General features: G+C 59.9%; 22 protein-coding genes and 1 pseudogene. 8 read left to right on the top strand and 15 right to left on the bottom strand.

Annotation, left to right across the window (positions count from 1 at the left end; genetic code table 11):
• Window positions 1-4 precede the first annotated feature (4 nt).
• From VPH40_RS02095 to VPH40_RS02085, 3 genes are all read right to left on the bottom strand, one after another.
• The gene (locus VPH40_RS02095; protein WP_328572497.1) at window positions 5-2,293 is read right to left on the bottom strand and encodes a hypothetical protein; all 2,289 of its coding nucleotides are present in this window, start codon (window positions 2,291-2,293) and stop codon (window positions 5-7) included.
• A 74-nt stretch (window positions 2,294-2,367) separates the two neighbouring features.
• On the bottom strand, window positions 2,368-3,126 hold the full coding sequence (locus VPH40_RS02090; protein WP_328572496.1) for a PP2C family serine/threonine-protein phosphatase: 759 nt from the start codon (window positions 3,124-3,126) through the stop codon (window positions 2,368-2,370).
• 14 nt (window positions 3,127-3,140) lie between these two features.
• Window positions 3,141-3,824, bottom strand: coding sequence for a vWA domain-containing protein (locus VPH40_RS02085; RefSeq protein ID WP_077404035.1), 684 nt, complete (start codon window positions 3,822-3,824; stop codon window positions 3,141-3,143).
• Window positions 3,825-4,051: 227 nt separating this feature from the next.
• On the opposite strand from VPH40_RS02085, the gene VPH40_RS02080 reads away from it, so the two are divergent.
• On the top strand, window positions 4,052-4,534 hold the full coding sequence (locus tag VPH40_RS02080) for a hypothetical protein (RefSeq protein ID WP_328572495.1): 483 nt from the start codon (window positions 4,052-4,054) through the stop codon (window positions 4,532-4,534).
• A gap of 5 nt (window positions 4,535-4,539) precedes the next feature.
• Here VPH40_RS02080 and VPH40_RS02075 read toward each other — a convergent pair whose 3' ends face one another.
• The 3 genes from VPH40_RS02075 to VPH40_RS02065 form a co-directional block, all read right to left on the bottom strand.
• Window positions 4,540-5,037, bottom strand: coding sequence for a DUF3304 domain-containing protein (locus VPH40_RS02075; protein ID WP_328572494.1), 498 nt, complete (start codon window positions 5,035-5,037; stop codon window positions 4,540-4,542).
• A 68-nt stretch (window positions 5,038-5,105) separates the two neighbouring features.
• Entirely contained in the window at window positions 5,106-5,609 is a 504-nt protein-coding gene (locus tag VPH40_RS02070) for a DUF3304 domain-containing protein (protein ID WP_328572493.1), read from the bottom strand.
• Between the two features lie 69 nt (window positions 5,610-5,678).
• Window positions 5,679-6,152: a hypothetical protein gene (locus tag VPH40_RS02065; RefSeq protein WP_328572492.1), complete on the bottom strand. Its 474-nt coding sequence runs from the start codon at window positions 6,150-6,152 to the stop codon at window positions 5,679-5,681.
• 291 nt (window positions 6,153-6,443) lie between these two features.
• Between VPH40_RS02065 and VPH40_RS02060 the strand changes: the two genes are divergently transcribed.
• From VPH40_RS02060 to VPH40_RS02045, 4 genes are all read left to right on the top strand, one after another.
• Complete coding sequence (locus tag VPH40_RS02060) at window positions 6,444-7,178, top strand: helix-turn-helix transcriptional regulator (RefSeq protein ID WP_171985020.1); 735 nt, start codon at window positions 6,444-6,446, stop codon at window positions 7,176-7,178.
• Between the two features lie 187 nt (window positions 7,179-7,365).
• Window positions 7,366-7,815, top strand: coding sequence for a hypothetical protein (locus VPH40_RS02055; protein WP_143451315.1), 450 nt, complete (start codon window positions 7,366-7,368; stop codon window positions 7,813-7,815).
• 33 nt (window positions 7,816-7,848) lie between these two features.
• The gene (locus VPH40_RS02050) at window positions 7,849-8,241 is read left to right on the top strand and encodes a hypothetical protein (protein ID WP_328572491.1); all 393 of its coding nucleotides are present in this window, start codon (window positions 7,849-7,851) and stop codon (window positions 8,239-8,241) included.
• A gap of 63 nt (window positions 8,242-8,304) precedes the next feature.
• Entirely contained in the window at window positions 8,305-8,832 is a 528-nt protein-coding gene (locus tag VPH40_RS02045; protein WP_328572490.1) for a hypothetical protein, read from the top strand.
• A 13-nt stretch (window positions 8,833-8,845) separates the two neighbouring features.
• On the opposite strand, the gene VPH40_RS02040 is transcribed toward VPH40_RS02045, so the two are convergent.
• Window positions 8,846-9,301 (bottom strand): tellurite resistance TerB family protein, encoded by a 456-nt coding sequence (locus tag VPH40_RS02040; protein WP_328572489.1) that lies wholly within the window; start codon window positions 9,299-9,301, stop codon window positions 8,846-8,848.
• A gap of 269 nt (window positions 9,302-9,570) precedes the next feature.
• Between VPH40_RS02040 and VPH40_RS02035 the strand changes: the two are divergent.
• Both VPH40_RS02035 and VPH40_RS02030 read left to right on the top strand, forming a co-directional pair.
• A pseudogene (locus VPH40_RS02035) lies at window positions 9,571-9,861 on the top strand (lipid II flippase family protein); the annotation flags it as partial.
• 311 nt (window positions 9,862-10,172) lie between these two features.
• A complete protein-coding gene (locus tag VPH40_RS02030) occupies window positions 10,173-11,936 on the top strand; it encodes an NACHT domain-containing protein (RefSeq protein ID WP_328572487.1) in 1,764 nt (587 codons plus the stop codon).
• A 174-nt stretch (window positions 11,937-12,110) separates the two neighbouring features.
• Here the strand turns inward: VPH40_RS02030 and purL are convergent, their stop codons facing one another.
• The 3 genes from purL to VPH40_RS02015 form a co-directional block, all read right to left on the bottom strand.
• Window positions 12,111-16,148: a phosphoribosylformylglycinamidine synthase gene (gene purL, locus VPH40_RS02025; protein ID WP_328572486.1), complete on the bottom strand. Its 4,038-nt coding sequence runs from the start codon at window positions 16,146-16,148 to the stop codon at window positions 12,111-12,113.
• Between the two features lie 193 nt (window positions 16,149-16,341).
• Entirely contained in the window at window positions 16,342-17,406 is a 1,065-nt protein-coding gene (locus VPH40_RS02020; protein ID WP_328572485.1) for a GGDEF domain-containing protein, read from the bottom strand.
• Window positions 17,407-17,564: 158 nt separating this feature from the next.
• Window positions 17,565-18,617, bottom strand: coding sequence for a GGDEF domain-containing protein (locus VPH40_RS02015; protein WP_328572484.1), 1,053 nt, complete (start codon window positions 18,615-18,617; stop codon window positions 17,565-17,567).
• Between the two features lie 234 nt (window positions 18,618-18,851).
• On the opposite strand from VPH40_RS02015, the gene VPH40_RS02010 reads away from it, so the two are divergent.
• The gene (locus tag VPH40_RS02010; RefSeq protein WP_328572483.1) at window positions 18,852-20,477 is read left to right on the top strand and encodes a tetratricopeptide repeat protein; all 1,626 of its coding nucleotides are present in this window, start codon (window positions 18,852-18,854) and stop codon (window positions 20,475-20,477) included.
• A 207-nt stretch (window positions 20,478-20,684) separates the two neighbouring features.
• On the opposite strand, the gene VPH40_RS02005 is transcribed toward VPH40_RS02010, so the two are convergent.
• From VPH40_RS02005 to VPH40_RS01985, 5 genes are all read right to left on the bottom strand, one after another.
• Complete coding sequence (locus tag VPH40_RS02005; protein WP_328572482.1) at window positions 20,685-21,779, bottom strand: S41 family peptidase; 1,095 nt, start codon at window positions 21,777-21,779, stop codon at window positions 20,685-20,687.
• Window positions 21,780-21,886: 107 nt separating this feature from the next.
• Window positions 21,887-22,420, bottom strand: a complete 534-nt coding sequence (locus VPH40_RS02000) for a MarR family winged helix-turn-helix transcriptional regulator (protein ID WP_328572481.1) — start codon at window positions 22,418-22,420, stop codon at window positions 21,887-21,889.
• A 294-nt stretch (window positions 22,421-22,714) separates the two neighbouring features.
• Window positions 22,715-23,017, bottom strand: a complete 303-nt coding sequence (locus VPH40_RS01995) for an HNH endonuclease (protein WP_289909750.1) — start codon at window positions 23,015-23,017, stop codon at window positions 22,715-22,717.
• Between the two features lie 172 nt (window positions 23,018-23,189).
• Window positions 23,190-23,834, bottom strand: coding sequence for a hypothetical protein (locus VPH40_RS01990; protein ID WP_328572480.1), 645 nt, complete (start codon window positions 23,832-23,834; stop codon window positions 23,190-23,192).
• 330 nt (window positions 23,835-24,164) lie between these two features.
• Entirely contained in the window at window positions 24,165-24,812 is a 648-nt protein-coding gene (locus tag VPH40_RS01985) for a TetR/AcrR family transcriptional regulator (RefSeq protein ID WP_328572479.1), read from the bottom strand.
• Between the last annotated feature and the right edge of the window lie 11 nt (window positions 24,813-24,823).

Below are 24,823 nucleotides of genomic sequence, written 5' to 3'. Positions count from 1 at the left end.
TCCTCTAATTTTCCGCCGTGACGGCGACACCGCCCGGCACGAAGCTGACCCGGCCATCGCGGTAACGCACCAGCACCACCACCTTGGCATCCATCAATTGACCGTGCTGCACGGCCGGCAGATAGGTCCAGCGCTGCACGCTATCGAGCAGCGCCTTGTTGAGCATGGGTTCCATCGGCAATTCCGCTGCCGCAAGCGTCAGGCTGCCGTCGGCGGCAATCGACAGGATCAAGCGGTTTTCGCCCGTCGCGTGCTTTGCATCGAGCACGCCGTAGTCGACCGTCGTCATCGTCTCGCGCTGCACGCCGCCGACCTGGTCCCGCAGCGGTGGCATGGCCTGGAGTTTTTGCGCCAGCAGCGCGCCATCGGCCAGCGTCTTGTCCCAGCGTTTCTGGTAGGCGCCCGGTTGCGCCAGGCGCAACACCCGGGCGGTCAGATCCATGCGCTGCATCGTGCGCGCGACGCCATTGTCGGCCGGCTCGCCCGGGTCCGCCGGCAAGGCGTTCTGCACGGCATAACGGTAAGCCGTCAACCGCGCCAGCGCCACCAGATTGACGGCATCGCGCTCGTCGCCGCCGCGCAGCTGTGCAGCAGCCGCGATGCCCAGCCAGGCCGTGCCATCGGTCGGACGCGCCCACACGGCTTGCTCGAAGTACTGGCGCGCCGCCTGCGGTTCGTTCACGCTCAGGTGCATGCGGCCCATGGCCGCCGCCACCAGATGGTCGCGCGGGTTGGCTTGCAGCAGATCAAGATAACTGGCGACCAGCGCCGGCTGATAGCCGGGCACCCAGCCCAGGCCTTCCAGCAACGAGGCGCGCAGCTGCGCCTGCGTGCGGTCGCCGCCGTAGCCGGACTGCTTTTCTTCGCCGGCCCGGTACAGCAGTTGCAAGCCGCGCGTGACGGCGTCATCGTCGCCCTTGCTGACGGCTTGCGACAGGCTGCGCACGGCCTTGCGCGCATCGGACGGCTGGAAACCTGTCGCCTTGCGCGGGCGCCAGCGAAATACTTCCAGGCCAGCCGCCTGGTCGGCCTGCGCCTGCAAGTTGGCCTTGTCCTTGACTTCATCGGACGACGAGGTCCAGGCCGTAAAGCCGATCAGGAACAGCACGATCAAGAGCACCACCACGGCCCAGCCCTTGCCCGTGATGCCGCCGCCCGCGTTGCCCGCCACATTGCCGGCCACATTGCCGGCCCAATTCGCAGCGGGAATGGCGACGGGCGCCTGCCCCGGCGCCGTGCGGCGCGCGCTGCGCTGCTGCGGCGGCTGTTGCAGTTGCATCTGCTGCGCCTGCACAGACGCTTGCGCGGCCGCACCGATGACCTTGTCGCGCGCGCACGCGGCGCAGCCCAGGCCCGCAAAATGCTGGTGTTCGGGATGCGCGGTACACACGACGAGCTTGCCCCCGCTGCGCTGCGCATAGCCGCGCAGCAACTGCGCCCAGTCGGCCGCCGCAGGCCGCTGGGGTTTCGGCGACTGGGAAAACGCGCGATCGAACATGGCGCGCAATTCGGGCGGCATCAGCGCATGGCCGCTGGTGGCGTTCGGCGCCAGCTGCTTGTGGCGCTTCACGCCGTACGCATAGCAGCCGTCGCGGATGCGGCCGGGAATGTCGGTCGCCACTTGCGCATTGCCGGGCCGCCCGCTGTACGGGTGGATGCCGAAGTTGAGCAACTGGAAGATGATGACGGCCAGGGCGAAGCGGTCTTGCGCCATTTCCGTGCCCGCCGGCATGCCCTTGCGCTGGAATTCCGGCGCCAGGTAGTCGGCCGTGAATTGCTCGGCAGGAAATCGCTCCGCATGGCCCTGGATGCTGAAACCGTCGCAATCGAGCATGGCGATGTACAGCGAATCGCGGTAAAAGCGCAAATTCACGGGTTTCAGATCGACCACGTAATGCTGCTGCTGGTGCAGCGCATCGATGACGGCGGCCAGGTTGGCGGCCAGGGTCAGCTTGGGACCGAGTCCCGTAGGCAATCCTGCCGCGCGCGCTTGCCGCTCCTGCATGATCTGTTCCAGCTCGGCCGTCTGCGCCATGTCCAGCAAGGGCATGACGAAACCGGCAAAGCCGCCCTGGCCATCGAACACGGCCGCTTGCGGCCAGGCGATCTGGACGTAGCGCTTGCCGTTTTCCACTTGATCGGGCAGCTCGGGCGACAGTTCCAGCATTGCTTCGAGCTTGCGCCGGTTGGCGGCCCGGTCCAGGTGCGGGTGGTACAGCTTGGCAACCTGCGCGGGTGCGCCGGGCAACAGGTACACGCTGCCCGCGCCGCCGCTCTTGACGAGTTTGCCCAAGATCAAACTACGGACTTTATCCAGCCAAATTTTTCCACCCGGACTCAGGCCGGGTGTCACGCCTTGCTTCCGGCTCATGCGCGCAAGGCCAGCAGCAGGGTCTTGTCGTCGCCCGTGATCTGGTGCGTGCGCGGGTCGGCCAGGGTGGACGCCAGCGCCGTATTGCCCAGCTCGATACTTTCGACCGTGCGCAGATAGCCTTGCACGGCATCCATGAACGGCGCGTACAGGCCCCCATTGTTCTTGCTCATGGCGAAGGGCATGCAGCCGTCCGACATCAGCACCACGCCGCGCGCGGACTGGGGAATCGGCAACAGGCGCAACTGTTCGCGCCAGCGCTCGCCCGACAGAAAATAGGTTTCGTTGGCGTATTCGCCGTTGGCGGGCAGCGAGATCAGTTCTCCGCCATCGCCCAGTTGCGCCACGCCCAGGCCGTCGCCCAGGTGGAAGAAGAAACCGTTGTCGGCGCCCATGACCACGCCGACGACGGTGGCAGCGTAGTCGTCGAGGGTGGCGTTGGCGGCGCGGGCGATGTCGTCCAGCGCGGCGCGGATCTGCGCCAGGGTGGCCGCCAGCGCGCCGTCATGCAAATCCTGCACGGTGGCGCCCTGCTCCAGCCGTCCGGCCAGCGCCTGCACGGTTTGCGTTGCAACAAACTGCGCGCCCTGCTCGCTGAGCCTGGCCGAACCGGCGCCATCGCAAACGATGGCGACCAGCACGTCGTTCACGACGGCGTGCCCGTGCGCATCCTGGCAAGCGATGTCTTTATCCAGGTGCGCCTTGCCCGTGACGGAGGCGCCGAACACGCGCCAGATATTCTGTACTGCAGTCATGGATCAGCGGGCTTTCACGTATTCACGACCGACCAGCCGTCCGTCGAGGCCAGCTGGGCCTGCGCACCGGGACGCGATTGCGACACCACTTGCATGCTGGCGCTCAGCCACAGGAACAGTTCGCGGAACTGCAAGCCTTTCAGCTGCTTCACGCCCCGTTCGCCACGGCTGGAGAATTCGCCCAGGGAATCGATATTCGCATGGTCGCCCACGGCGATGGGGAAGATCGCGACTTTATTCGCCTGCTCGGCCGCGCGCGCCTGTTCGGCGCCATGCTGCCAGCGATCCGTCGGTTCGCCGTCCGACATCAAAAACAGCCACGGCCGCGTGTACGCCACGCCCGCCTGGCGGAAACGCTGCTTTTCCTGCTCGATTTCCGCCAGCGCCAGTTCCACGGCCGCGCCGGTCGGCGTGGTGCCGTTCGCTTCAAGACGAGGCGCCGTGAAATCCATGGCGTCGCACCAGTTGCTGGCGACGACCGCCTCATCGTGCGCGCCATATTGAATCACCAGGATGCGCACGCGCTTGGCGGCGATCACGTCGGATTTCAATTCCTGTTCCAGCAAGGCCAGGCCTTCGTTCAGCAGCGAGACGGGTTCGCCATCCATGCTGCCGGAGCAGTCCAGCACGAGTACCAGCGGCGTGCGTTGTTCGGTATTGTCGACCAGGGCGACGTCGGGGATCATTATGGAAGTCATGTAATTTTGATAGAGTTGCGAAATAGCCTAGCCCCGAAGCTTACCCTATGGATATGTTTTCCATGCGTCCGATTGCTTGGGATTGCGCCATGCGCTATCAAAGTACTAATTTTCAGGGTTTTTTTCATCCCTCCCCCATCGCGCGCCCGGCGAACTTGCTCTGAAAGCAACAACCTCGTACACTGCGCCATTCAGGTCGCCCGGCAACGGCCATATAAGCAAACTTGATGATGATACCGATCGCCAGCCTGGAAGAGCTGGAAGAATTCCTGGAAGAAAAACTGGACCCGTTCGATGCCGGGCCGCCAATCGCCCATCCGGGGCTGCGTCTGTCGCAGGTGTGCAGGCAGGTGGCGCTGGACATCCGCAACGGCAACGCCTCTGCCGTGCGCGTCGCCGTCCAGATACTGACAAAAGATCCTGGCATGCCCTTTGGCAAGCTCATCAAGAGCGGTTTCGCCAGGGCGTTAAGGCAACGTGCCGACCTGCTGTCCGAGATGCAACGACGTGGTTTGATCGCGAAAACCTGCGAGTTGCTCAGTCTCGCATTCTGTCCGCGCGAAACAGAAGATTATTGCAAATTAATCAAAAAATTTGATCCGGGCGAGTTGCTCGCGGGGATAGAGCATGTCCGCGTCACGGACGCGAAATCGCGGATGCTGCTGCAAAGCCTGATAGCCGACGGTGCGCGACGTACAGCCGCAAGTTAGCAGCACTATTCCCAGATGATTTCCAAGGGCACGCCCGGCTCCAGCTCCGCCTCCTTGCCGGAAAGCGGATATTTTCGATGCCCCAGCGAGTATTTGGTCACGAAGACTTTATAGCTGCCATCGTGAAGAAAATGCACGACGAACCGGCCCGCATCGCCAGCCGCATACTTCGGCACCGGCACGGTTTGCTCCACGCGGATATCCTTGCCGTTTTTTACCGTATACATGACGACGGCCGCCTGCATCCCCGGCTTCCATGCCGCCGGTATCGAAAGGCAGCAAGTGTCTCCTCCGCCACCCTCGCCAGGAGCAAGATAACCGGCCTCCGCCGACGAACCATCGGCCAGTGTCACCATATAACTGCCGACGCCATGCTCGCCATGGTTGTAGGCCGTCAGGCTCACGGCGATTTGTCGTTCACTCCTCGCACAGCCGGCATTCAAAAGCGACAAGACCATGCACACGAAGCAGGCGGCATATTTACTTTTCGAGAAAAATATCATTTAGCCCTCAATCCAGCCAGTTATGACAGGGAATTTCATGTGCATGCAACCTCTGCCACGCAGCGTCTTCACTCCCAGATAATTTCAATGGGAACGCCGCGCTCCAATTGTGCCTCTGTTCCGGAAAGCGGGTATTTACGATGGCCGAGCAGGTATCGGGTGACAAACACCTTGTATTTGCCGTTGCGCAGAAAATGCACGACGAACCGGCCAGCATCGGCGGGAGCATACTTCGGCACCGCCACGGTTTGCTCCACGCGGATATCCTTGCCATTCTTGATGGTATGCATGACGATATTTGCCGTCATTCCCGCTTGCCACACGCGGGGAATGGACAGGCAGCACGTCAATCCACCGCCACCCTGGCCAGCGTCCAGATAGCCCGCCCCCGCAGTGGCGCCGTTCTGCAAGGTCACCTCATAGCTTCCCACCCCGTGATCGGTATGGTTGTAGCCGCTCAAATTCACCGTCAGTTCCCCGCTTTCCTTGCCCTGCGCGGTATGCGGCAAGGCCGTAAACAGCCACAGGAAGCCGATCAGCAGCGCTTTCATCGAAAGAAAATTCTTGACCATGGGATACCCTCGGCAATCGCGTATGAATGACACGTCAATTCTGCATTGTTATCACGCCTCGACGATTGCCTATTTTGCCGCCTGCGCATCCCACAACGGCGTTCCCGCCTCCCAGACGGTATTCGGCAAGGCGTGCAGAGCGTCGTAAAAGGCGTCCAGCGAAGCGGGCGGATTTTTCATCAGGGTCACGAACTGCGGCTGTTCCATCGCCTTACCCGACGTGTAGAGCGCCAGCAGCACATATTGTGTCTGCCGGTCGAGGTCATCGATTCCCGCATCGAGCGCGCGCTGCTGGTATTTGGCAACAAAAGCATTGAGCACGCACGGCGGCGTGTCATTCGTTTCATCCGTGATCACGCGCCGCAGATGGCTGACCAGGTTGGCGGTATCGGCAGGCTTGACCTTGACCTGCCGCGCACCGCTGGAGGCTTGCGGCGCCGCCTTGTCGGCAGCCTGCGCCATGGAGTTGCCACCGATAAACGCCAGCGCCGCGCACAGGGCCAGCGCCGGGAACGTCGTCGGGTAAGGCTGGCTTGGCTGCATAAGAACTTTCGCTAAGTGAATGGCATGCGACTCCCGCCCCATACCTGGAATTTATATTTTTGACAATTTTTTATTGTATCGGGGAATTTTTTATCCAGGAGCACGATTGCATCGGCGGCGGCGCATTGCGGTGGCGCCACGTATGTACTATCTTGATAGTTGCCCAGGACAGAAGGCAGCGACCCGCCCCTCCTCACAAAGGTGGGGCGGATCGCTGCGCAACACCGCCCTTACCCAGTTCCGCACCTGCACGCCTGCGGCACACTGATGTAATCAGGATTGGGGGCAAGCATGCACACAGGGACAGTCACCGCGGATGTGGGCAAACTGATCGGCGCCATGTACGACTCGGCCTGCGGCACGGGCGACTGGCCGCAGCTCGACAACGCCGGCCTGAACGGCCAGCAATGGCAGGAACTCCTGCCGCATCTGCAACGCGCGCTGTGCCTGCAGCAACGCCTGCGCGAGGCGCAACTGGCCAGCCACTGCGCGCTGGCGGCGCTCGACGCCATGGGCGCGGCTGTGCTGGTGCTCGATGGCAACCTCGCCTTGCGTTTCGCCACCCCCGCCGGACACGCCCTGCATGCGGCGCAACTGGAACACGCGGCCCCGCCCGCCCTGGTGCGCGCCGTGCGCCTGGTGATCGCCAGCGCCGGCGGCGCAGCCCAATGCCAGTCGCTGCGCCTGCCGCGCAAGCAGCAAGCGCCGCTGGCCCTGACCGTCACCCCGCTTGCCGATTGCCAGCCCACCTGCGCCCTGCTGATCGCGCGCGACCCCACGAAAACGTGCACGTCCGTCCCTGCCTTGCGCCAACTGTTTGACTTGACGCAAGCCGAGGCGCAAGTGGGCAAGGCGCTGGCGCAGGGGGCAACCATCGAAGAAATCGCCGCGCAGGGCGGCATCAGCGTCAACACCGTCAAGACGCATCTGCATCACACCTATTTAAAGACGGATACCCGGCGCCAGGGCGAGCTGATCGCCCTGATCCACGGCGCCACGGCGCACCTGGCCGTACTCGATGCATGAGGCCGTGTCATCCGATCGGATGATGCGCGGCGCATGTTGCCTGCCTACACTGGCAAGACCGGCAGCCCGCGCCTTGCCAGTGTGACAGCAGCGCTTGCGGACCAGCCGGTGCGGTTTCCCTGTCACCCACATCAACATCGCCGCGCCGGCAGCGGGACGGCACCACAGTTCAAGGATGGGTAAAAAAATGAAAACATGGATCTTGGCCGGCACCCTGGGCGTCTGCGCCCTGCTGGCAAATGCGCAAACGCTTCCCGACAGCCAGACCGTCGTCGTTCCCGGCGGACGCCTGCACACGATCGAATTGCCGGCACACAAACATTTCATGAGTGCGGAAAGTTTTGCCCCGTTCCGCGGCGGCTATGAATTGTCGAACGGACAAGTGCTCTACCTGCGCAATGCGGGTAGCATCGGCGCCATGATGTATGCGCGCATCGATAACCAGGAAGAACACCGCATCATCGCCACCGGCAGCGACAGCTTCGTGGCGCTCGACCAGCAGCTGGCCATGCGCATCGACTTGCGCGACGACGGCAGCGTGGGCGGCGAAGTGCTGATGCGGGTACCGGCCGAAAAACTGGCCAGCGGCGAGATCGTGCCCGCCCATGTGCAAAGCATGAGCCTGGCATCGCGTTAGGGCGGCAAGCCGCATGCCGCATGGGTGACAGCCATGAGCAAACAGTATTCTGTGCAACAGCAAAACGCGCTGATCCAGGCCGCCATCAAGCAGACGGCGGCCTGGTGGCGCGCCCGCCCCCTGCCCGACGCCTTGCGCCAATGCGCGGCCAGCCATGGCGTGGCGCTGGGCACGGCCCTCATGCTCGACCTGAAACTGGCCTGCCCCGGCATGCCCGCCGTGTACGGCAAGCTGCTGAGCGCCGATGGCCACTTCATTCATTTCGAGATGGACCTCGACGACGACTTGCGCCCCTTGCCCGGCAGCGTGGCGTGGGACGACATCAGCGCCGGCTACGACCTGGCCGCCCACAAACGGGGCACGGGCGTCGGCTATGGGATGCTGTGCAAGAAGGTGTTGCAGGAATTGAATCGCGGCGCGTGCTAGCGGAACCGCCCTTGGCGCATGCTATGATCGGCGCCCCGTTCATGAGACAAATGGCAACGCCACATGCAGCATCCATCCGGCAACAACCCGATCCCGGCGCTGCTGCGCCGCGTCCTGCGCCTGCTGGCCTGGCCCTTGCTGGCCCTCGTCAGCGCCGCCTGCACCACCACCACGCGCCATCCTGCCAGCGAGCCCACGCAAGTCATCCTGCGCTTTACCTTTGACGATGGCAAGCCGATGCGGCATGAAGATCACATGGTCATGGCGCGCCAAGAAACGTATATCAAGTACTGCAGCAAGATAGGCAGCACCAGTGTCTGCGATGTCGGCATCGATATACTGTATGCAAGCGCCGACGCGCCGCTCGATGCCACTGGCGAAGTGCGCGTCACCCTGCGTTCGACCGGCCCCATCGGCGACCTGCCGACCGAACGCTGCATCAATGGCAAGTCCTACCTCTTTAATTCCGGCGACTGGATACGCGGTCCGTTTCACCAAGGGCAGGTGATCGAGATCCGCTACAAGATAAGTCCATTGAAGATGGCATGCCCGAGGTCGGAGAGCGCGCCGCCGTGGTGGGACAAGGATTAAGCTAGCCTGGTGCTTACTGCAACTCGAACTCCGCCGGAGTCAAGCCCAGCTCGCGCGCGATCTTGCTGGCCACGCGCTGCTCGTTGGCATCGAAATTGCCGTCCGATGAAGCGACGGCGATGATCATGCGCACCAGCAGGCGCGACGCCTCCACATTCGACTTCATCTTGCCCAGCGCCTGATACGCCTTGGCTTCGCCGATATCCTTGTCGAACTCCAGCTGGCCGACATATTCCTGGAAAGCCTTGATCACGTCCGTGGTGCTAAACACGGACAGCGCATCATTGCTTTCAATAAACTTCACCATCTTCTGCTTCTCTTCCGCACTGACGCTGCCGTCCGCCATGGCGATCAAGGCCGAGCCTGCCATCGCGGCATTCAGGAAATCCTTGTTCTTGTACTTCAGGGCTTCGGTCTTCAGTTCGCTGGCTTTGGTCTTCAGTTTGGACAGAAAGGAATCGAAACTCATGGTGTACCTCCGGGTTGGTTGGTGCATATCGAGCGGCAAGACATGCCGCCACCAGGGATAGTTGAGGGTGCAAGCTTGAAATACAAGCAAGGGACGAGCAACAAGCACGCCACTGAGCGCGCCGCGTTCGCCGATCGCCATGCCTTGCCCTGAAAAACAACTGCAATCCAACACCAATTGAGCCACACGCAACGTTAAATAATTTGCAGTTGAAAAATAAGTAACTTCATGGCAGCATGGAATTACATTTTCTTTACTGCAAGGTTGTGATGGACAAGCAATTGCTGTTGATTTGTGCACTGACGTTCATCATCCACATCATCGGCACCCCCGCCTATTCCGTGCGCATCGCCGGCATCCGTACGCGGCGCATCGCCGTATCCCTGGCCCTGTTCAGCATTTTGATGCTGCTGTCGCGCACTTCGAATTCCTTCCTGGGACCATTTCTCGCCAAGCGCGTGGAAACAGGCATCGACCAGCATGTTGCCGCCAGCACGCTATTGGGCGACTTCCGCTGGCTGCTGTTCTCCGCCAGCTTGGCGACGATTGTCGGAGCGATAAATGACTGCTTCAAGGATAGCGTCTCTTACATTCAGGAGTCAGTGAATAGCCTTACTTCAGTGTACGTCAGAAATCAACTAAATAGGTTTCCCAGAATGAAGCCACCTTAAGCACATTGCGCTCCAACGTCATCGGTAGTGCTTCATTATTGACTACAGTTCTTATCGCTTCGCGCATGACACGCACTATTGATGAAAATTGCGACTAGAATTTTTCAAGAAAACAGATTCATAACTATAAAATCTACGACCACTGAATTAAAAAACAAAACCACTCATTCATATCATTAAAAATATATCTGAAAGTAAATATGCCAGATTTTTCCGCAGCCATCGCACTTCTTAGAAAACCTATAGAAGACTTATATTCATCAAGTTCTGGATTAGTAAAGGAAAAAATTTCCATCTTGAGGACAGCCTCAAAAATGAACGGGCTACATAAAAAATTATGGGAAAGTCAGAGAGTTAAAACAATTTGGCATACCGACAGGCCATTAAGTTTAAGTACATTTTTTTATCCTGTATCTGTATCCAACGAAGATAACGAAGGAAGTATTAAGCTCACTTCGCTAGAAAACCTAGAAAACAATCACAACATTATTTTTGGAACAGTGGGCCAAGGCAAGTCAATTCTAATGCGCTACCTACTTGGGAGAGAAATTCGCAGTGGCGTTAGAGTTCCAGTTTTCTGCGAATTACGCAATGTAGAAGAAAAATCACTTTTTTCTTATTTAACCGAAAGATTTTCATTATTGCTTGGAATTAAAACCGACATTGAATTAATGACACATTTCGCCGAGAAAGGAAAAATATCATTTCTATTAGATGGGTTTGATGAAATTGATGCAATTAATGTACAAAAGACTCTAGTGGAAATAGACGATTTATCATACAAATTCCCAATGTGTAGAATTGTTTTAAGTTCGCGACCAGATACAGAATGTAAAAATCTATCAAATTTCTATGCCAACAGAATTTCCCCATTAGAAAATGAAGATCTTTTTGGGTTTTATAAAAAAATAACTAAAGACGAAGAGTTCACAAACAGACTTGTAAATGCGATTACCGCATCACCCGTTAAAATTAAAGAACTTGTAAAAACACCTCTCCTTGCAACACTATTGGCAATTTCTTATCAAACGGCGCATAAAATACCTCTTGATTTCGCAGAATTCTATGATGAACTTTTTCAAATATTATTAGTCCGCCATGATGGTTCAAAACTAGGCTGGAGGCGACAACGAAAAACAAAGTTAAATGATCGTGAAATTCAGCAAATATTTGAAGCTTTTTGCTTTGCTACAAGACGTCGTCAAACCATCACATTAGATCGAGAGAACGCATATCAATTTGCAATTGAAAGCATCAGGGAATGTGATGTAACAAGTGATCCACAGGGGTTTATTGAGGATGTTAAAAACATAACATGCTTATTAGTAGACGAGGCAAAAAAAATAAATTTTGTTCACGCTAGTGTTCAAGAATTTTTTGCTGCACGGTACATTAAAACAAGAACAGAACCTGTTGCAGAAAAATTCTATAGCCAACTTTTAGCCGGAAAGTGGGCAAATTGGATGGAGGAAATTCAGTTTTTAAGACAAATTGATACGCATCGCTCGACAAAATATTTCATACTACCAGATATAGAAAAAACGATTAAAGACATTCTTTTTACAAGCGACAAAATAACCAAAGATACAATAGACAACTATTTAAAGACATTACTAGTAAAGAAAAGAATAACCTTGCGGGATGGAGTATCTGCGGAAAACTACTACATTGACAAAAAGCAACGAGTTAACACATACCACTATCAAATAATTAACACTAAAATATATTCGATACTATTTAGACAAAATTTTCCTGGTGAAAATAATTGGAGAAGTGGCTTTCAACAACAACCTGAAAAAACAACCCGATCATATTTTGAAATATGCATTGATAAAGGACCAGCAAGTTACGCAAAAGTTTCAGAGGTTGCGGCGATTTGGATAACGCAGCAAATGAGAGAAAAATTACACATGCTAAATTCAATAAGGAAAAATGAAAGCCCAAGTCAATTTATCGATTTATAGTTCGATAGATGAATTTTACTAACGAAAATCGAGAAAAATAAAATTTCCGCAACAACCAACAACATCATAAGTTAATTAAATATCAAAAAAGCCGCTGTCTCCCGACAGCGGCTTTCTCATTCCTACCCCAGCAGCAGCGCCTTGAACTCCAGCGCTGCTCTGCAAGCAAACTGATTACCCCACAAACTTCCGCGCATTCCTGAACATGCGCATCCATGGCGAATCTTCGCCCCATGCTTCAGGATGGTAAGACTGCTGCACCGAACGGAACACGCGCTCAGCGTGCGGCATCAGCACGGTGAAGCGGCCGTCTGGCGTGGTGACGGAGGTGATACCTTCCGGCGAGCCGTTCGGGTTGTACGGGTAGGCTTCGGTGGCGGCGCCCTTGTTGTCGACGAAGCGCATGGCTTTGCTGACCTGGGTGATGTCGCCCGTTTGCGAGAAGTCAGCGTAGCCTTCGCCGTGGGCGATGGCGATGCCGGCTTGGGTGCCGGCCATGCCGTTGAAGAAGATCGATGGGGAATCCATCACTTCGACCATGGCAAAGCGGCCTTCGAATTTCTCCGACTTGTTACGCGTGAATTTAGGCCAGGCGTGGGCGCCGGGGATGATGGATTTCAAATTGCTCATCATCTGGCAGCCGTTGCAGATACCGAGGCCGAAGCTGTCCGTGCGGTTGAAGAAGCGCGCGAACTGTTCCGCCAGGCTGGCGTTGAACAGAATCGTTTTCGCCCAGCCTTCGCCCGCGCCCAGCACGTCGCCGTACGAGAAACCGCCCACGGCGATGACGCCCTGGAAGTCGTCCAGCTTGACGCGGCCCGCAATCAGGTCGCTCATGTGCACGTCGACAGCCGTGAAGCCTGCCTGGTGCATCACGTACGCCGTCTCGATGTGCGAGTTGACGCCCTGCTCGCGCAGGATGGCGACGCGCGGACGCACGCCCGTGGCGATGAATGGCGCGGCGATGTTGTCGTTCTGGTCGAAGGTGACGATAGGCGACATGCCCGGATCTTGCACGTCCAGCAGGCGGTCGTATTCGGCGTCCGCGCAGGCCGGATTGTCGCGCAGGCGGGCGATGCGCCAGCTCGTTTCGCTCCACAGGCGGTGCAGGTCGGCGCGCGGCTGGGTGTAGATCAGCTTGGCGTCGCGCGTGAATTCGATCACGTCGCGGTCGTTCAATTTGCCGATGATATGGCTGCAGGCGCCCAGGTTGAAGGTGCGCAGCACGTCCATGACGAGCGATTTTTCTTCCGCGCGCACCTGGATCACAGCACCCAGCTCTTCGCTGAACAGGGCGCGCAGGGTCAGTTCGTTGCGGCGTTCCGCTACCTGGCCCGTCCAGTTCTTGGCGTCGCCCCAGTCGCTCGAGTGCTCGCCTTCCATGGTCAGCATGTCCAGGTTGACGGACATGCCCGTGTGGCCGGCGAAGGCCATTTCCGTCAGGGTGGCGTACAGGCCGCCGTCCGAACGGTCATGGTAGGCCAGCAGCTTGTCGTCGCTGTTGAGCTTTTGAATGGCGGCGAAGAAGCCTTTCAAGTCTTCCGCGCTGTCCACGTCCGGCGTTTCATTGCCCAGCTGGCCCATGACTTGCGCCAGCGCCGAGGCGCCCAGGCGGTTCTTGCCGCGGCCCAGGTCGATCAAGATCAAGGACGTGTCGCCCTTGTCCGTCTTCAGCTGCGGCGTGAGCGACTTGCGCACGTCCGTCACCGGCGCGAACGAGGAGACGATCAGGGACACGGGCGACGTGACGGATTTCGCCGCGCCCGTGCTCTCGTCTTTCCACGTCGTGCGCATCGACAGCGAATCCTTGCCGACGGGGATGCTGATGCCCAGCGCCGGGCACAGGTCCATGCCGACCGCTTTGACCGTGTCGTACAGGGCCGCGTCCTGGCCAGGCTGGCCGCAGGCGGCCATCCAGTTGGCGGACAGTTTGATGTCGGAGATGTCGCCGATGGCTGCTGCGGCGATGTTGGTGACGGCTTCGCCCACGGCCATGCGGCCCGAGGCGGCGGCGTCGATGACGGCCAGCGGCGTGCGTTCGCCCATGGCCATCGCTTCGCCCAGATAACCTTCAAAGCTCATGGTGGTGACGGCGCAATCGGCCACCGGCACTTGCCATGGTCCCACCATCTGGTCGCGCACGGTCATGCCGCCCACGCTGCGGTCGCCGATGGTGATCAGGAAGGATTTGTCGGCCACGGTCGGCAGCAGCAGCACTTTTTGCGCTACATCAACCAGGTCCATGCCCGTCAAGGCGATGGCAGGGAAATCGTTGGCCACGTGGACCACGTCGCGCTGCATCTTCGGCGGCTTGCCCAGCAAGACGTCCATCGGCATGTCGACCGGCTCGTTACCGAGTTCCGGGTCGATCAGCTTCAATTGACGCTCTTCGGTGGCCACGCCCACGGCGGCGAACAGGCAGCGTTCGCGTTCGCACATGGCCTTGAACAGCGGCAGGCTTTCCGGCGCGATGGCCAGAACGTAGCGTTCCTGCGACTCATTGCTCCAGATTTCCTTCGGCGCCATGCCCGATTCTTCCAGCGGCACTTTGCGCAGGTCGAAAATCGCGCCGCGCTTGGCGTCGTTGGTGATTTCCGGGAAGGCGTTCGACAAACCGCCCGCACCCACGTCGTGGATGGAGATGATCGGGTTGTCCGCGCCCATTTGCCAGCAGGCGTTGATGACTTCCTGGGCGCGGCGTTCCATTTCCGGATTGCCGCGCTGGACGGAGTCGAAGTCCAGGTCGGCCGTGTTGCTGCCGGTGGTCATCGACGAGGCGGCGCTGCCGCCCATGCCGATGCGCATGCCCGGACCACCCAGCTGCACCAGCAGGCTGCCGACGGGGATGTCGTTCTTGTGCGTGTGCTGCGCCGAGATATTGCCGATGCCGCCAGCGATCATGATCGGCTTGTGGTAGCCGAAGACGGCGTCTTTGTCGGTGCCGACGTTCTGCTCATACGTGCGGAAGTAGCCGCCCAGGACTGGACGGCCGAATTCGTTCGAGAACGCGGCGCCGCCCAATGGGCCTTCGATCATGATTTGCAGGGGCGAAGCGATGCGTTCCGGTTTGCCGTATTGATCTGCATCAGTACGCGCGGCCAATGGCGCCGTCACGGAAGCGGCCGTTTCCCAGCTGCGCACGGCATCCGGCAGCGACAAGTTCGATACGGTGAAACCCGTCAAACCGGCTTTCGGCTTGGCGCCGCGGCCCGTCGCGCCTTCGTCGCGGATCTCGCCGCCCGCGCCCGTGGAGGCGCCGGGGAAGGGAGAAATGGCCGTCGGGTGGTTATGCGTTTCCACCTTCATCAGGGTGTGCGTCAATTCCGTCGATGCCGCGTATTCATGCTTGTCGCCGCGCGGGTAGAAGCGCGACACGGTCGCGCCTTCCATGATGGACGAGTTGTCGCTGTAGGCGACGACGGTGCCTTTCGGCTGCAGTTCATGCGTGTTCTTGATCATGCCGAACAGGGACTTGGGCTGCGCCACGCCGTCGATGGTCCAGTCGGCGTTGAAGATCTTGTGGCGGCAATGCTCGCTGTTCGCCTGCGCGAACATCATCAGTTCCACGTCCGTCGGGTTGCGGCCGGCCTTGGTGAAGGCGGCGTCCAGGTAGTCGATTTCGTCTTCCGACATCGCCAGGCCCAGTTCCGTGTTCGCCGTTTCCAAAGCAAGCTTGCCCTGCCCCAGCAAGTCGATCGATTCCAATGGACGTGCTTCCAGGGTGCGGAACAAGTCCTTGGCGTCGTCGGCGCTGCGCAGCACGGATTCCGTCATGCGGTCGTGCAGCAGGTCGGCCACAGCTTGCACTTGCTCGTCCGTCAGTTTGCCGGCGCCAATGGCGCTGCCCAGGATGCCCGATTTCAGGTTGATGCGGAAAGCGATGCCGCGTTCGACGCGCTTGATGTGCGCCATGCCGCAGTTATGCGCGATGTCGGTGGCTTTCGAAGCCCACGGCGAAATCGTGCCGAAACGGGGGATGACGAAGAATTCTTCGGCAGCGCCTTCCGTATTGTCAGCGTGGGCCGGCTCGCCGTACGTCAGCAAGGCGCCAAGGCGCGTGCTGTCGTCGTTGGTGAGAGGCGCGCTGGCATCGATGAAATGGACATAGCGTGCTTGCACGGCAACAATCGCAGGCGAAACGGCTTGCAGTTGGCTTAACAGACGGTGGCTACGGAAATGGGACAGGGCATTGGAACCCGGCAGTATCAACATGATTGGAAGGTGGTTGATGCAGCGTGGCTGCGGGTTAAAGGTAGGTATGACAATATCTTTCGTACGGCAAATTTCCTTTGCGCGCATTATACCCGTTTTACCCCTGCCTTATGACCGGAACTTGGGCCTTTGCCACCCTTTTGCCCCGCACAGCGGCCATTTATGACGCGACAACAACACCGTCAGCCGACGATCAGGCGATCACGTAGCGGTTCTTGCCCTGCCGCTTGGCCAGGTACAGCGCCTCGTCGGCCAGCCGGTAGCTGTGGCCCAGCTCCTTGCCCCGGTCCAGCTCGGCCACGCCCACGCTGATCGACACAAACTGTGCCGCATGGAAAGCCTGGCTGACGGCCTCGACCAAGGCGCCGGCAAAGGCGCGTGCAGCGTCGCGGTCGCCCGCGTAGACGATGCCGAACTCCTCGCCGCCCAGGCGCCCGCACAGATGGCCTTGCGCCTTGTCGGCGATGATGGCGGCCGTGCGCACCAGCACCTCGTCGCCCGCATCGTGGCCCTGCTGGTCGTTGATGATCTTGAAATCGTCGATATCGATCATCAGGAAGTACAGCATGCCGCCGTGCGGCGCGCCATGCATCTGCTGGGCGCGCTGCGTGAACATGCGGCGGTTGTTGAGGCCCGTCAAGCCGTCCTGGAAAGCCAGCCGCGTCAATTCCACCTTGGAGTGATAGTTGCGCAAGCGCAATAAACTGAAGCTGACATTCAGCGCCAGCCCGAACAGCACGCTGACGGCGATCATCAGCGGCGCCCAGGATTCGTCGGGCAAGCCCGCGTTCACCGGATACAGGCCGTGGCCCACGTTCCACCACACGCCGGCCACGACGGCAAGGTAACTGAGGCCGCCATTGAAGATGGAGGCGATGGCCAGGGTCATGAAGACGCCCACGGGCAAGACCCAGAAGCTGGCGTGCTGGACGGCGTCGGCCATGGTGCGCAAGCCGAAGGTCAGGGTCAGCACGGCGCAGGCGCCCGTAATGGTCAGCACGGGCAAGGTGGTGCAGCGGTAGCGCACGATCAGGCTCGTCAACATGCCCAGCAGCGCCAGCACGGCGTGCGAAAAGTTCGGATGATAGGGATCGGGCATCAGCAGCCAGGTCAGGCTGTAGGCGATGATGCCCAGCAGCTGCGTCACCATGCCGACCCGGTGCAATTCCGCGAAATACGTGTGCTGCTGCTCGCTGTTGCCGCCAAAAGCGAGGGGGACGGCAATGCGCCGCAGGGTACTCATGGAAGGAAGGCGCATCACGAAGGCTGGATTTTCTCTGGTAAAGGTAAAACGCCAGCGGTCACGTCACGGTGAAACTCTGCGTCTGCGCCACATCGCGCCTGCCTGCGGCTGATATATTAATACAAACAGAATACCCGCTCCCTGGCGCCTCCGCAAGACTCATGTGCATGCCGTCAGGCAATGACATAGCGGTTCTTGCCCTGGTGCTTGGCCTGGTACAGCGAGGCATCGGCCAGGCGGTAGCTGTGCGCCAGCTCCGTGTCGCAGGCCAGCTCGGCAATGCCCACGCTGATCGACACGGCCTGCCCCGGATTGAAGGCCAGGTAGACGGCATCGACGAGGCTGGCGGCAAACTGGCAGACGGCACGCCGGTCCCCCGCGTAGACGATGCCGAACTCCTCGCCGCCCAGGCGTCCGCACAGGTGGCCGCCGCAGGCATCGGCGATGATGCCCGCCGTCTTGACCAGCACCACGTCACCCGCGTCATGGCCCAGGGTATCGTTGATTTTCTTGAAATTGTCGATATCGATCATCAGGAAGTACATCGGTTGCGGCCGCTGCTGCAATTGCTGCGTCAATTCCGTAAAGCGGCGGCGGTTGTTCAAGCCCGTCAAGCCATCCTGGTAGGCCAGGCGGGTCAGCGCCTCCCTGGCGCGGAAGTCGCGCAGGCGCAACAGATTAAAGCTGATGCTGAGGACCAGGCCGAACAGCATGCTGTAGACGATCAGCAAGTTTGCCCAGGCCGCATGCGCCATGGCTGGATCGATCGGGAAATGGCCGTAACCCAGTATCAGCCAGACTGCCGCGGCAACGATGAGATACACGACGCAGCCATTGAAGATGGGCGCCGCCAGCAGCACCATGAACACGCCCACGGGCTGCATCCAGAATTCCGCCTGCCCCGCCGCCTCCGCCAGCAGGCGGAAGCAAAAGGCAATGGCGCACATGCCCACGGCGCCCCCCAGTTTCAGCACCCAGATGGCGCGCGCGGCCACATTGATGCCGATCGCCAGCGCGATGCCGGCCAGCGCATACAGCAGCGCGCCCCTGTCGAGCGTATTGACATGCGGAATAAAAGCCCACACGAACAAGATACTGGCCAGGCCAAAGGACTCGCTGACGACGGCCATGCGGCGCAATTCGGGAAAATACTTCTCGGCATGCGCCCGTCCTCCGCCGAAAAGCAGGTGGTGCAGGGTTTGTTTGCGAGTCTCGGTCAAGTACATGGCGGCTTTCCAGGCGTGGTGTCAGGCATGAGCGAACGCAAAAGGTTGCTTTTAGGATACCCCGCGCCTGCCCTGCCCGCAAGCGTCCGCGCCTGCCGTGTCGCGCCGCGCGCACTCGCCTGCATTTTGTTAGCGATTTGCACTGGCTTTGCAGTATGCTGACAAATAGTAATATTATTAGACCGTCGTACCATCGAGCCGCAGAGCCATACACAGATGAACGAGAGCTGAACAATGCCAGAAACTAGCGACTTATCTGTCCTGATCGTCGACCCGAACCCCAGCATGCGGGGCAATCTGCACAATATGCTGAACCAGGCGGCCATCACCAAGGTGGAATATGCCGTCAATTCCGGCACGGCCATCCGCTTGCTGACGAAGAAACCGTTCGACATCATCCTGTGCGAATACGATCTTGGTAGTGGCACGGATGGCCAGGATGGCCAGCAATTGCTGGAAGACTTGCGCCACCACAAGCTGATCGGCCTGTGGACGATCTTCATCATGCTGACTTCCGAAGCCATCCACAGCAAGGTGATCAGCGCGGCCGAACTGACCCCGTCCGACTACATATTAAAACCGTTCACCGTCGACGTGCTGAGCGGACGCATCGCGCGCGCCATCGAGCGGCGCGCCATGTTCCTGCCCACCTACCAGCTGATCGACAAGGGCGACTTGCGCGAAGCCGTGAAAAGCTGCCGCGCGGCCGAGCTGCAGCATCCACGCCTGGCGGCCGATTTCACCCGCCTGCGCGCCGAGCTGCACCTCACCCTGGGCGAATGGAAGGAAGCGGAGCAGCTGTACGCCGACATGCTGGCCACGCGGCCCATGGCCTGGGCCCACCTGGGACTGGCGCGCACCCTGTTCGAGCAGCAGCGCCACGAAGAGGCGCAGGATGCGCTGCTGGAACTGGTGGAAATCTATCCCCGCTTCATGGCCGCCTACGACTTGCTGGCGAAAAACCACGAAGCCATGGGCCAGCAGCTGCAGGCCAAGAAAATCCTCGAAGACGCGGTGGCCATCTCGCCGCACATGGTGCGCCGCCTGCGCCACCTGGGCGGCATCGCGTATGACACGGGCGACATCGGCGCGGCCGAACGGGCGTATAAACAGGTCGTGACGAAAGCGAAGTACTCCGAATTCCGCGATCCGGAAGACCACGTCAACCTGGTGAAAACACTGGTAAAAAAGGGCGATGCGCCGCAGGCGAGCGGCGTGCTGCGCGACATGGAGCGCTCGCTGCGCGGCGGCGCCAACGTGGAAGCGTGCCGCGCCATCTCGGCCGCCATGCTGCATGAATTGTCGGGCAACGACATCGCCGCCGCCAGCGAACTGCAGCTGGCCGCCGCCGCCCTGGATACGGCGCGGGGCCTGTCGACGCAGCTGAAGGTGGGCCTCGTGCAAAGCTGCCTGAAGAACAACCTGGAACAGGCAGCGTCCGACGTCATGATGAAGCTCGTCAACGAAGCGGACAGCGATGTGACGATGGAAGCGGCCGTCGATGTCTTTGAAAAGGCGGGCCGGCATGATCTGGCGCAAGGCATGGGCCAGCAGATCACGAACCAGGTGCAGGAACTGATGCAGGATGCGGCCAGCAAGTCGGAAAGCGGCGAGCTCAAGGGCGCCGTCTTCGTGCTGCGCCAGGCCCTGCGCAAGACGCCGGGCAACCTGCCGGTGCTGTTCGCCTCCGTCGACGCCATCTTGCGCCAGCTCAATATGCTGGGCTGGGAAGCCCCGCTGGCCGAACAGGCGCAGCACCAGATGCAGGTGATCCGCAAGATCGACCCCAAGCATCCGAAGCTGGAGTCGCTCAAGCAGCAGTATGCGGCCACGCAGCACAAATATGGTATTGCGACCTGATCTGAGGGACGCGCTGCAAACCTGCTGTGCAGCCCACTCTCGGGTTGGCGTTGCTCGCCGTACTAAAGTACGGCTGCGCTGCTCAACCCGACATTGGGCTTGCTCGCTACGGTTTTCAGAGGCGTCGTGACGTGCGTTGGCGTCAAAAACGCGCAGGTCGGATTAGCGAGCCGCGCGCTTCTTCGCGGCCATGTCCGGCGGCTTGTATCAAGGCTCCCCCCTGAGCGTGTAGACCGGTTTCTCGGATTCGCCTTTTTCCGCCATCGCAAGCACGCGCTGCAGTTCCTTGCGCTCGCTGCCCTCCTTGGCCGATGACACCAGGTTGCGCAGGATGGCGACATGCGCCGCCTGCAGCGCCTGCGCCGCGGGCACGGCGATGTCCGGTTTCACGCCGACGTGCTCCCAGTTGGTTTTGGTGACGACATTGGTCGTGCGCGCGGTCGGGATGGAGACGATGATGTCCTGCCCCAGGTTGTACCAGCTCACGGGATTGGAGCCGCCGCCGGTGGTTTCCCCGACCACCGTGCCGCGCTTTTGCGCCTGGATGCCATACGAGAAATCCTCCCCGGCGGAAAACGTGCGGGCCGAGGTCAGCACGTACACGGGCTTGTCGTAACGCTGTGCGACCGTCTTCACGGTCCAGAACTGCCGCGTCAGACCGGTCGGGCGATCGTACATGTCGATCAGGTGGCGCTCGTCGCCGAGCGGGAAGAAATGACTCATCAGGTAAGCCACGCTGGCCGGGCTGCCGCCGCCGTTGCGGCGCAGGTCGAGGATCAGCGCATCCGTCCCCGCCATGAGCGACATCGCCGCCGTGTACGCCGCGCCGACGTATTCCGGGCCGCCGAAGCCGCGCAGCTCGATATAGCCGACGTTGCCGGGAAGGCGTTCGATCTTCTCGATGTCATAGCCACGCCGCGCGGTCTGGTCGCGCCATTCGTCCGTCTTGGCGCGGCTAGGCAGCTCGGGGTTGGCGCTGCGCTCGCGAAGGCCTTCGTACACTGCGGTGCCAAAATGCAAGTCGCCGCTCAATTCCCGCAAGTCCTTTGCCAGCGCCGTACTGAACGCCTGGGTGGTGGCGGCGCTCGCATAGCCTCCTTCGGCATTTTTCCTGGCGATCGCAGTGCCGACCCGTTCGGCCACGGCCGGTTCGATGTAATTCGCGTTCATTTTCGTGACCAGTGTCTGCACGATCGCCGCGCGGCCGGATGCGTTCAACGCGGTGTCCGCCGCCGCAAAAGCCTGAAACGACACCAGCGTACCCAATACGACAGCTGCGACAAATTTCTTGCTACCTGACATACATTCCTCCAAGTTGGACTGCGAAGCGATTGATCGTTGCATGAAAAAAATACGCGTGATGCCCCCGGGCGCGTCATCGAAGCGGCGCCTGGGCAGGCATGCCTGCATCATTCGGCTTGATCGTTCAGGTGTGGCCGTGCCTGCGCCGGAGCGGTATCGGGCTGCGGCCCGCCGTCGCGCAGGCGCTGCAAGTTGGCGTCGCGGATGCGCGCGCCGAAGGAGCGTGTCTCGAGTACGGCGATCGCCTGTCCGAGGCAGGCGGACAAGGGAAACGCCAGTTCCGCATCGAGGCTGTCGGCCGCCGATTTGGTCGCCTGCCAGCACACGCGCAGGCGCGGCAGCAACGTTTCGCCAGTGGCGCTGAGCCGCACCACGCGCTGCCTGCCGTCTGCGCCGCCGGCGGCCACCGTCAACAGGCCCTTTTTCACCATCAAGGCCACTGTCTGCGTCGCGGCGGGCTGCGTGAGGCCGGCCAGGGCCGCCAGCTCGCCGACGGTCGCGCTAGCCTGCTCGGCCAGCACCCGCATCACCGGTGTGTAGCGCGGCCGGTAATCCAGCCCCGCGTCCACGTAGGCTTGCTCGACCGCGCCGTCCAGCAGTTCGATGAGATGTCGTAATTGTGTGCCGAGTCCAGGTTTCATGGAACCATGGTAGCACCATTTACATAAGAGCTTATATAAATATTTTACATATTTGAAAACGCTTGCGGCGAGCCGCCGAAGGCTGCCGCGTGGAACCCAGGAAGGTGAGAGACGAGATAAAGTGGAAAACGGATGAATGGCGTCTGGGGCCAACGGGGGCTTCCCCCGCCATGGCGGATGGCTTAGGATGCCCTGCCCGACCGGGCTGGCATCAGCAGCGCGCCAGCTACTGCGCGCCACAGGTCATCGCCTGCACTTACGCCAGGTTGTAAGCTGTTTTCAAGAGCGCGATTGTCAGCGCGGCAATTTGTACCGTATCAGCAGCGTAGGTCCCTTGCCGCCGGATGGCGTCAGCAGTATCTCGTCACCGGGCAGCATCTCTTCATACATCACCGTGCAACAGGTCGGCATCGAGTGGCCGCGCGCCGGATACACGCCGACATCGGTGTGCAGGGTTGCAGCGCGCACGTCCACGCTGGTCTTGCCGGCCTTTCCCTCTTCTTGCAGCAGTTTGCGCAATGCGGTGACGAAATCCCCTTTGCTGAGCCTGGCAGGCGTCTGGCTGGCTTGCGGGCGCGCGGTTGCGTCGTTTTTCATGGCAGTTTCTTTCAGTGTATACATTCCCGCCACTATATCATCCGCCCCCTGGCGGCATCACGCCAAAATAGACGCCAGCCCTGGCCGCTTAAGCTCTGCTGATGGTGCGCTCCGGCGGAACTTGCAGGCAGGTGACTCTTATTTCTTTCCGAGGCAGGTGCAACAGGCCGGCTTAGCTAAAGTCCAACATGATTAAAATAGTACTCGATGGAGTGTCGTAGAACATCAAAAGTTTATCTGCTCCATGGTCCCGATAGCGATACCCAACCAATATCCCAATTAATCGATATCGCTGCCCCTGTTCGTTTAGCGGATGAGTGAAGTTGACGCCATTAACCGTCTCGTCCTCGCGCATCATCCGAGATGGCCTGAATCCCCATTTAGCCACCTCATCAGGCAAGGAGAGATCGTTGGTCCAGTTGCCGGCCAGGGCATTTCCTCCAAAAGCGCTGCCCCAACCAAAGCTGTCAGATTGCCGATTCATGAGACCCTGCTCATGCCATGCGCGCCTACGCTCGGCATAGCTTTTGTTGGCCTCCCCGTACCAAAAATCAGCCTCCACATCATGCTCCCGATTAGTCGCAAAATAGCGCCAATCCCCGGCGAATCGATACTTTGATCCTATCCGAACGAACTTAATCCATGCTTCGCCACAGTGAGGACCGTAGTAATCCGTGCTGCCTTCGCCCAAAGCACCATCATACGGCTCTATGGGCAAGACGAAGTGGAACTGCCCGGTCCACGTAGGGTCGACCTGTGCTGCGGGTATGGTTAGAATAGGATGGAACACTTTCAGATGGAGCCCGACGTCTTCCATAAAGACGTCGTCTGGATCAGGATAGGGCACGAATCCGGGAGGGACTACTAAATTTTGAGCCATTGATGATGCAACCTTATGTAAATAGTGACTTACATAAGCCAGACGTTTCTCGGAGATGGAAACCGCATTTATTTTGCATCATTATGCAAAAATATTTTTTTGGATTACAACGGGTTCACACGACACCGCAGAACTGCTCATCAACATCGCCGAAAGGCGGCCAACCGCATCCCGGTCGCGCAGATCGGATTAACAGGGCCGCCGAAGCACGCAAGCGCGTCATCCGAATACCACCGGCCAACAGACTATTCTCGGATTACGGCCCTATCAGGCCGAATCCGCCTTGCGCGCCACCCTTGCCACCACCAGTTCGATCAGCTCCGCGATCAGGGGCCGGAACGTGGCCGCATTGCCGCCCTGCCCCAGCATCACGGTGCGCGTGGTCAGGTGCGAAAAGACGGCGTCGAACAGGATTTGCGGCAGGTTGGAAAACGAGGTGTCGGGCGCGATGCGGCCCTGGGCGCGCTGCTGCTCCAGCAGGCGCAAGATCAGTGCGTGCCACACTTGCGGGCCGTGTTCGTACCACGTCAGGCCGACGGCCGGCACGGCAGCCGCGCCCGTGACGACGAGGCGGTAGAAATCCACGTGGCGGGGGCTGGTGACGACGGCCACCAGTTCATCGAGGATCAGCTGCAAGCCCTGTTCCAGGCCCGCTTGCGAGGTATCGAGGCGGCGCAGGTCGATGATGAAATCGGCGCACAGGTATTCGACCACCGCCACCAGCAATTCCTGCTTGCTGCCGAAATAGCGGTAGGCCGTGGCCTTCGAGCCGCCCGCCTCGGCCACGATGGCGTCCATGCTGACGCCGTCGTAGCCGGAGGCGAGGAAGAGGTCCGCCGCCGCCACCAGCAGCTTGCGCCGCCGCTCCTCGCTTCGGGTACTCGGGGAAGCTGGAACGGTGCGCAACTGGGGCATGAAGCAAACTC

This window comes from Janthinobacterium sp. P210005 (assembly GCF_036231865.1).
GTDB classification, from domain to species: Bacteria; Pseudomonadota; Gammaproteobacteria; order Burkholderiales; family Burkholderiaceae_D; genus Janthinobacterium; species Janthinobacterium kumbetense.
This window is presented reverse-complemented; position numbering and strand designations above follow the sequence as displayed.

Bases quoted from the DNA above. Each gene is read 5' to 3' on its own strand.
- VPH40_RS02090 (WP_328572496.1), bottom strand. From the start codon at position 3,126: ATGACTGCAGTACAGAATATCTGGCGCGTGTTCGGCGCCTCCGTCACG.
- VPH40_RS02085 (WP_077404035.1), bottom strand. From the start codon at position 3,824: ATGACTTCCATAATGATCCCCGACGTCGCCCTGGTCGACAATACCGAA.
- VPH40_RS02080 (WP_328572495.1), top strand. From the start codon at position 4,052: ATGATGATACCGATCGCCAGCCTGGAAGAGCTGGAAGAATTCCTGGAA.
- VPH40_RS02075 (WP_328572494.1), bottom strand. From the start codon at position 5,037: ATGATATTTTTCTCGAAAAGTAAATATGCCGCCTGCTTCGTGTGCATG.
- VPH40_RS02070 (WP_328572493.1), bottom strand. From the start codon at position 5,609: ATGGTCAAGAATTTTCTTTCGATGAAAGCGCTGCTGATCGGCTTCCTG.
- VPH40_RS02065 (WP_328572492.1), bottom strand. From the start codon at position 6,152: ATGCAGCCAAGCCAGCCTTACCCGACGACGTTCCCGGCGCTGGCCCTG.
- VPH40_RS02060 (WP_171985020.1), top strand. From the start codon at position 6,444: ATGCACACAGGGACAGTCACCGCGGATGTGGGCAAACTGATCGGCGCC.
- VPH40_RS02055 (WP_143451315.1), top strand. From the start codon at position 7,366: ATGAAAACATGGATCTTGGCCGGCACCCTGGGCGTCTGCGCCCTGCTG.
- VPH40_RS02050 (WP_328572491.1), top strand. From the start codon at position 7,849: ATGAGCAAACAGTATTCTGTGCAACAGCAAAACGCGCTGATCCAGGCC.
- VPH40_RS02045 (WP_328572490.1), top strand. From the start codon at position 8,305: ATGCAGCATCCATCCGGCAACAACCCGATCCCGGCGCTGCTGCGCCGC.
- VPH40_RS02040 (WP_328572489.1), bottom strand. From the start codon at position 9,301: ATGAGTTTCGATTCCTTTCTGTCCAAACTGAAGACCAAAGCCAGCGAA.
- VPH40_RS02030 (WP_328572487.1), top strand. From the start codon at position 10,173: ATGCCAGATTTTTCCGCAGCCATCGCACTTCTTAGAAAACCTATAGAA.
- purL (WP_328572486.1), bottom strand. From the start codon at position 16,148: ATGTTGATACTGCCGGGTTCCAATGCCCTGTCCCATTTCCGTAGCCAC.
- VPH40_RS02020 (WP_328572485.1), bottom strand. From the start codon at position 17,406: ATGCGCCTTCCTTCCATGAGTACCCTGCGGCGCATTGCCGTCCCCCTC.
- VPH40_RS02015 (WP_328572484.1), bottom strand. From the start codon at position 18,617: ATGTACTTGACCGAGACTCGCAAACAAACCCTGCACCACCTGCTTTTC.
- VPH40_RS02010 (WP_328572483.1), top strand. From the start codon at position 18,852: ATGCCAGAAACTAGCGACTTATCTGTCCTGATCGTCGACCCGAACCCC.
- VPH40_RS02005 (WP_328572482.1), bottom strand. From the start codon at position 21,779: ATGTCAGGTAGCAAGAAATTTGTCGCAGCTGTCGTATTGGGTACGCTG.
- VPH40_RS02000 (WP_328572481.1), bottom strand. From the start codon at position 22,420: ATGAAACCTGGACTCGGCACACAATTACGACATCTCATCGAACTGCTG.
- VPH40_RS01995 (WP_289909750.1), bottom strand. From the start codon at position 23,017: ATGAAAAACGACGCAACCGCGCGCCCGCAAGCCAGCCAGACGCCTGCC.
- VPH40_RS01990 (WP_328572480.1), bottom strand. From the start codon at position 23,834: ATGGAAGACGTCGGGCTCCATCTGAAAGTGTTCCATCCTATTCTAACC.
- VPH40_RS01985 (WP_328572479.1), bottom strand. From the start codon at position 24,812: ATGCCCCAGTTGCGCACCGTTCCAGCTTCCCCGAGTACCCGAAGCGAG.